The 4,381-nt window shown below is 60.0% G+C and carries 5 protein-coding genes; 1 reads left to right on the top strand and 4 read right to left on the bottom strand.

Features of this window, described 5'->3' with window-relative positions:
- On the top strand, positions 1-917 hold a 917-nt coding region (locus AC1DT3_RS13075), incomplete at its 5' end, for a TSCPD domain-containing protein (RefSeq protein WP_477465685.1).
- Positions 918-1,044: 127 nt separating this feature from the next.
- Here the strand turns inward: AC1DT3_RS13075 and AC1DT3_RS13070 are convergent.
- The 4 genes from AC1DT3_RS13070 to AC1DT3_RS13055 all read right to left on the bottom strand — a co-directional run.
- Positions 1,045-1,443 carry a M15 family metallopeptidase gene (locus AC1DT3_RS13070; RefSeq protein WP_477465684.1) on the bottom strand — a complete coding sequence of 133 codons (399 nt, stop codon included), beginning with the start codon at positions 1,441-1,443 and terminating at the stop codon, positions 1,045-1,047.
- A gap of 376 nt (positions 1,444-1,819) precedes the next feature.
- The gene (locus AC1DT3_RS13065) at positions 1,820-2,284 is read right to left on the bottom strand and encodes a PTS sugar transporter subunit IIA (protein WP_477465683.1); all 465 of its coding nucleotides are present in this window, start codon (positions 2,282-2,284) and stop codon (positions 1,820-1,822) included.
- Between the two features lie 41 nt (positions 2,285-2,325).
- On the bottom strand, positions 2,326-3,018 hold the full coding sequence (locus AC1DT3_RS13060) for a response regulator transcription factor (RefSeq protein ID WP_477465682.1): 693 nt from the start codon (positions 3,016-3,018) through the stop codon (positions 2,326-2,328).
- Positions 3,015-4,381: ATP-binding protein (locus AC1DT3_RS13055; protein WP_477465681.1), on the bottom strand; the 1,367-nt coding region annotated here is incomplete at its 5' end. The genes AC1DT3_RS13060 and AC1DT3_RS13055, both read right to left, overlap by 4 nt.

Below are 4,381 nucleotides of genomic sequence, written 5' to 3'. Positions count from 1 at the left end.
CCGCGCTCATCGCCGATGAAGACGAAGATGCGGAAGACGCCGTCGAAGCGTTGGTCGCACTCCCCGCTGCAGCGAAAGCCGCGCAGCTGTCGGAGAAGATCGTCGAAAAGGTGATCGAGCGCATCGAGCGCATTCGTGACCGCGAGAAGATGCCGGATCGCCGCAAGGGCTATACCCAGAAGGCGGTTGTGGGCGGACACAAGGTCTACTTGCGCACCGGCGAGTACGACGACGGCCGCCTCGGCGAGATCTTCATCGACATGCACAAGGAGGGTGCCGCCTTCCGTGCGATGATGAACAACTTCGCCATCGCGATCTCGCTCGGCCTGCAATACGGCGTGCCGCTGGAAGAGTACGTGGAAGCCTTCACCTTCACCCGCTTCGAGCCGGCAGGCTTCGTGCAGGGCAACGAGCGGATCAAGAGCGCCACATCGATCCTCGACTACGTGTTCCGCGAACTCGCCGTGTCGTATCTGTCGCGCAACGATCTCGCTCACGTGGATCCGTCTGAAGTCGGCCCCACCACCATCGGCCAGGGCGAGGCTCAATCGAAGGCGCCGGAAGCCGCCACTGCCACGCCCTACATCTCCAAGGGCTTCGTACGCGGCAATTCCGATCGCCTGATGCTGATCCCCGGCGGCGCCGCCATTGCACGCGCCGCAGCCCCAGCAGTAGCCCTCGCCACATCCGGCGCGGCCGCTCTCAAGAGCGAACTGCAGCACGAGATCGTCGGCGAAGCCGAAATTGCCAAACTCGCCTTCTCGGCACCCGGTACGACGGTCGCCGACAAGCGAGCTGAAGCGAAAATGAAGGGCTATGTCGGCGAGTCGTGCCCGGAATGCGCGAACTTCACGCTCGTGCGGAACGGGACGTGCTTGAAGTGCGACACCTGTGGATCGACGACCGGCTGTTCTTGATCTGAAATCACCGACGGGAGGGGGAGATCGAAGGTTCTTCCCCTCTTGTCGCAWCTTCAGAATGTGAAACGATCGATACGCATCCGTCATGGATCGAAATCATCGACCGCGGTAACGCCAATCGCGGTTACGGCTGCGCGAGCTCGAAGTGCGAGCGGTCCATGTCCCTGAAACCTTGGAAATGGCCGCCCCAGCGGATCGATACGCCCAATTCCGTAGCCGCCTTTTTCAACGCGGCGGCGATCCGGTTCTGCGTTCTCGCATCAAAGGAGACGCGTCCCTCCGGGTCGAGCGGCCACAAGTCCGCTGCCCTGCCCGACCGGTGCGGGCTGTCCGACGTCCTCGACCATCCCCAGACAACCGCCTTGCGTTGCACATTTTGGTCCCGCTTACCCGAACCAACGACAAAGTGCAGTTCCGGATTATCGGCTTGTGCCTTACGCACCACCTTCGCCAGCGTAGGGTGGATGGCCCGGAGGTTGGCATCGTGGTTTCCCACCGGGTCCGGATTCCACGCCAGGAACATCGAAAGCTGATCCCGCCCCAGTTCGTCCTTCGCGGGGATTCTTGAATACACGTCGCCTGGTCCAGACGGGCGATTGACGGACACCTCTCGCGATCCACCGTGCGGTTGGCTCTGAGCGACCGCGTCGAGGCCGAAGGCGAGAAGCGCGACTGTGAGCAGTCCAAGGGGAAAGGGACTTAGGTTTCTAAACATGACGGCCTAAACAGTGGCAGCTCGATGGTCACAATGAAAGTCGCGATCGCGCGGTACGCGTGCCCCTACCCTGCTACTGGTTGCGAACGGCAACTCCATCCGTGATCCCGATTTTGACCCGACTTTCTGAAAATTCTCGATGGTGCACGCGAGATGGCGCCACAGCGCACGCGAGGTAGAATTGTCAGGTGGAGCACTCGTCCGTTGAAGTGACGAGGTCGAAAATCGAGGCTGCATTCGACGTCCGACGGATCGTCTCGGCAAGACCGTGGAATCGCAAGCGACGCGCCGCGCAGGCGAGCGCATTGAGATGTCCGCCTCCTTCAGACGAGAGCGGAAGAAGAAGCAGGAAGAATATATCGACCGGCATCCCGTCAACCGATCCAAATTCGATGGGTCGTCTAAGACGGGCCAGCATCCCGAATGGCTCGGCGATCGAGGGAAGCCGGGCGTGGGGAAAGGCAATTCCTCCACCCATGCCCGTCGATCCAAGATTCTCCCTAGCGATCAGCGCCGTCGCGATCATTCCCGCATCGAGCAAGAGAGCCGCCGCCGCCCGTGATGACAGCTCACGCAACAACGCGTCCTTGTTCGCAGCGCGCAGATCGGTCACGACGCTCTCGCGTCGCAGAAACTCCGAGATGTCCATGGCGTACCACGGCTCCTTGTGTGAAAGACGTGTGCCGCCGTCTAGTCGGGCGCCTGCAGGCGATAGCCGACTCCGGTTTCGGTCAGCACATAACTCGGCTGCTCCGGGTCGGTTTCGATCTTCTGGCGGAGCTGCCGGATATGAACGCGCAGATTCTGGATATCGGCGATGCCGCCCCAAACCTCACGGATAATAAAGCGATGCGTCAGGACCTTCCCGGCGTGCTGAACGAGTACACGCAAGATTTCATACTCTCGCGGCGAGAGCTTCACCTCGTGGTCGCGGACCGTGACGATCCGGCGAACGAGGTCAACGCTCAATCCGTCTACACGAAAGATCGGTCGCTCGCCCTGCTGCTGGAGCCGATGTCGTATGGCGACACGAAGACGCGCGACGACCTCTTTCATCCCGAAAGGTTTCGTCACGTAGTCGTCGGCGCCGAGTTCGAGCGCTTGGACGATGCCGGATTCGTCGGTGCGACTGGAGACGATGACGATCGGAAAATCGGCTCCCGTTTCGCGCAGCTGCGCCAGCAGTTCCATCCCATTTCGATCAGGTAATCCTAGATCGAGCAATACGACATCGGGCACGCGCCGGGATATTGCCTCGAGCGCTTCCTGAACACTTCCTGCCTCCACCACTTCGTAACCTTGCGTACCGAGGCCGGCGCGCAGGAGTCGTCTAATCGGCGGCTCATCATCGACGACGAGCACGAGAATCGGAGCGGCACTCATGCGGCGTCTTCCATCGTCTCGACTTGGTTTGGGACGGGCAGCAAAATAGTAAAGATCGCGCCCAGCTGATCCGTGCGATTGCCGGCCACGATACTCCCGTTCATGGCCTCGATAAAGCCGCGGCAGATGGGAAGCCCCAGACCCGTCCCCGCTCTCACGCTATCGCCTTTGCTGGCGCGATAGAACTTGTCGAATATTCGTTCGAGATCATTGCCCGGAATTCCGTCGCCTTGGTCCAGAACTTGAACTGTGACGAAGCCTGAATCTTCCCAACTTTTCACCTGAATGGTCGTTCCCAGAGGAGCGTATTTTGCTGCGTTGTCGAGCAAGTTGAACAGGACCTGCTCGAACAGGACCGCATCGATACGAACCATCGGAAGATCGGCTTCGATCTGCAAATCGATGTTGTGCCCGGCCAAAACCTTCGCGGCGCGGTGCAGTGCTGCACCGAGTACGTCGCTCACGTCATGCAATCCGCTGTTCGGCGCGATTGCACCGGATTCGAGCCGCGTCATGTCAAGGAGATTGGCGATGAATCGATTGAGGCGTTCAGCCTCATCCTGAACGGAGCCAAGGAGGTCGGCCTTTACGTCTTCGTCGAGATTTGCGGAGTAACTCTTTAGTGTCCCCGCGGCGCCGATAATCGCCGCCAGGGGCGTCTTGAGGTCATGGGAAATCGAAGTCAGAAGAGCGGACCGGAGCCGGTCAGCCTCGGCTGCTAGGCGGGCGCGATCGACATCCGCCACGAGATGTATTCGCTCTGCAGCCAATGCCGCCTGATCAGCCAACGAATGGATAAGACGGTGCTGTTCAGGAGTAAGAAGAATTCCCGGCTTGTCGCTATCGATTCCGACGACTCCAACCGGTCCGGTACTCGTGCGCATCGGTATGAACAGACGCTTGGCGCCGGGAAGCGTGTCGGCTCCACGACCGGCTTCCCGATCACGCTCGAATGCCCATTTTGCGGCAGCCAGGTCAGCATCATCGAGATGATCCTCTGGCGGATATCCCGCTTTCATCTCCAGGGCTCCCGCTTCAGGCATCAAGATGACGACGCGGACCTTGAGCATCGACGCGATCTGGTAGGCAGTCGCCCAAAGAAGGTCGTCGATCGTACCCACACTCGTGAGCTTACGGCTAAACAGGTACAAATCTTCCGTCGTGTTGGCGCGCTGACGCGCAACGATCGCCTGGCTTCTGACGCGTGCGGCGAGATTGCTTGCGATGACGGCGACGACAAGAAAAAAGAACAGGGCGACCACGTTCTCGGGATCGGCGATCGTAAATGTCTGGATAGGCGGAAGGAAAAAGAAATTGAGTGCCAGCATGCTCAGAACGCAAGCGTACAGCGCGGGCCAGAGAC

This window comes from Microvirga sp. P4_G7, from assembly GCF_056401005.1.
The sequence above is the reverse complement of the archived record's forward strand: the minus strand, read 5'-3'. Positions and strand labels throughout refer to the sequence as shown.